Here is a 1,136-nt window from a genome sequence, read left to right as displayed (position 1 = left end):
GGGCCATACTAGTACTGGATGCATCTGCAGGATATCGCGGCCGCTTAATTAACTGGCCTCATGGGCCTTCACTTCACTGCCCGCTTTCCAGTCGGGAAACCTGTCGTGCCAGCTGCATTAACATGGTCATAGCTGTTTCCTTGCGTATTGGGCGCTCTCCGCTTCCTCGCTCACTGACTCGCTGCGCTCGGTCGTTCGGGTAAAGCCTGGGGTGCCTAATGAGCAAAAGGCCAGCAAAAGGCCAGGAACCGTAAAAAGGCCGCGTTGCTGGCGTTTTTCCATAGGCTCCGCCCCCCTGACGAGCATCACAAAAATCGACGCTCAAGTCAGAGGTGGCGAAACCCGACAGGACTATAAAGATACCAGGCGTTTCCCCCTGGAAGCTCCCTCGTGCGCTCTCCTGTTCCGACCCTGCCGCTTACCGGATACCTGTCCGCCTTTCTCCCTTCGGGAAGCGTGGCGCTTTCTCATAGCTCACGCTGTAGGTATCTCAGTTCGGTGTAGGTCGTTCGCTCCAAGCTGGGCTGTGTGCACGAACCCCCCGTTCAGCCCGACCGCTGCGCCTTATCCGGTAACTATCGTCTTGAGTCCAACCCGGTAAGACACGACTTATCGCCACTGGCAGCAGCCACTGGTAACAGGATTAGCAGAGCGAGGTATGTAGGCGGTGCTACAGAGTTCTTGAAGTGGTGGCCTAACTACGGCTACACTAGAAGAACAGTATTTGGTATCTGCGCTCTGCTGAAGCCAGTTACCTTCGGAAAAAGAGTTGGTAGCTCTTGATCCGGCAAACAAACCACCGCTGGTAGCGGTGGTTTTTTTGTTTGCAAGCAGCAGATTACGCGCAGAAAAAAAGGATCTCAAGAAGATCCTTTGATCTTTTCTACGGGGTCTGACGCTCAGTGGAACGAAAACTCACGTTAAGGGATTTTGGTCATGAGATTATCAAAAAGGATCTTCACCTAGATCCTTTTAAATTAAAAATGAAGTTTTAAATCAATCTAAAGTATATATGAGTAAACTTGGTCTGACAGTTATTATTTACCCACCACTTTGGTAATTTCGCCTTTCACGTAATGCACAAATTCTTCCAGCTGATCCGCACGGCTGGCCAGACGATCTTCTTCCTGGCCCAG

It is taken from the genome of Sphaerimonospora mesophila (assembly GCF_001417795.1).
In the GTDB taxonomy this organism is placed as follows: Bacteria; Actinomycetota; Actinomycetes; order Streptosporangiales; family Streptosporangiaceae; genus Sphaerimonospora; species Sphaerimonospora mesophila.
Note: the sequence above shows the minus strand (reverse complement) of the source record.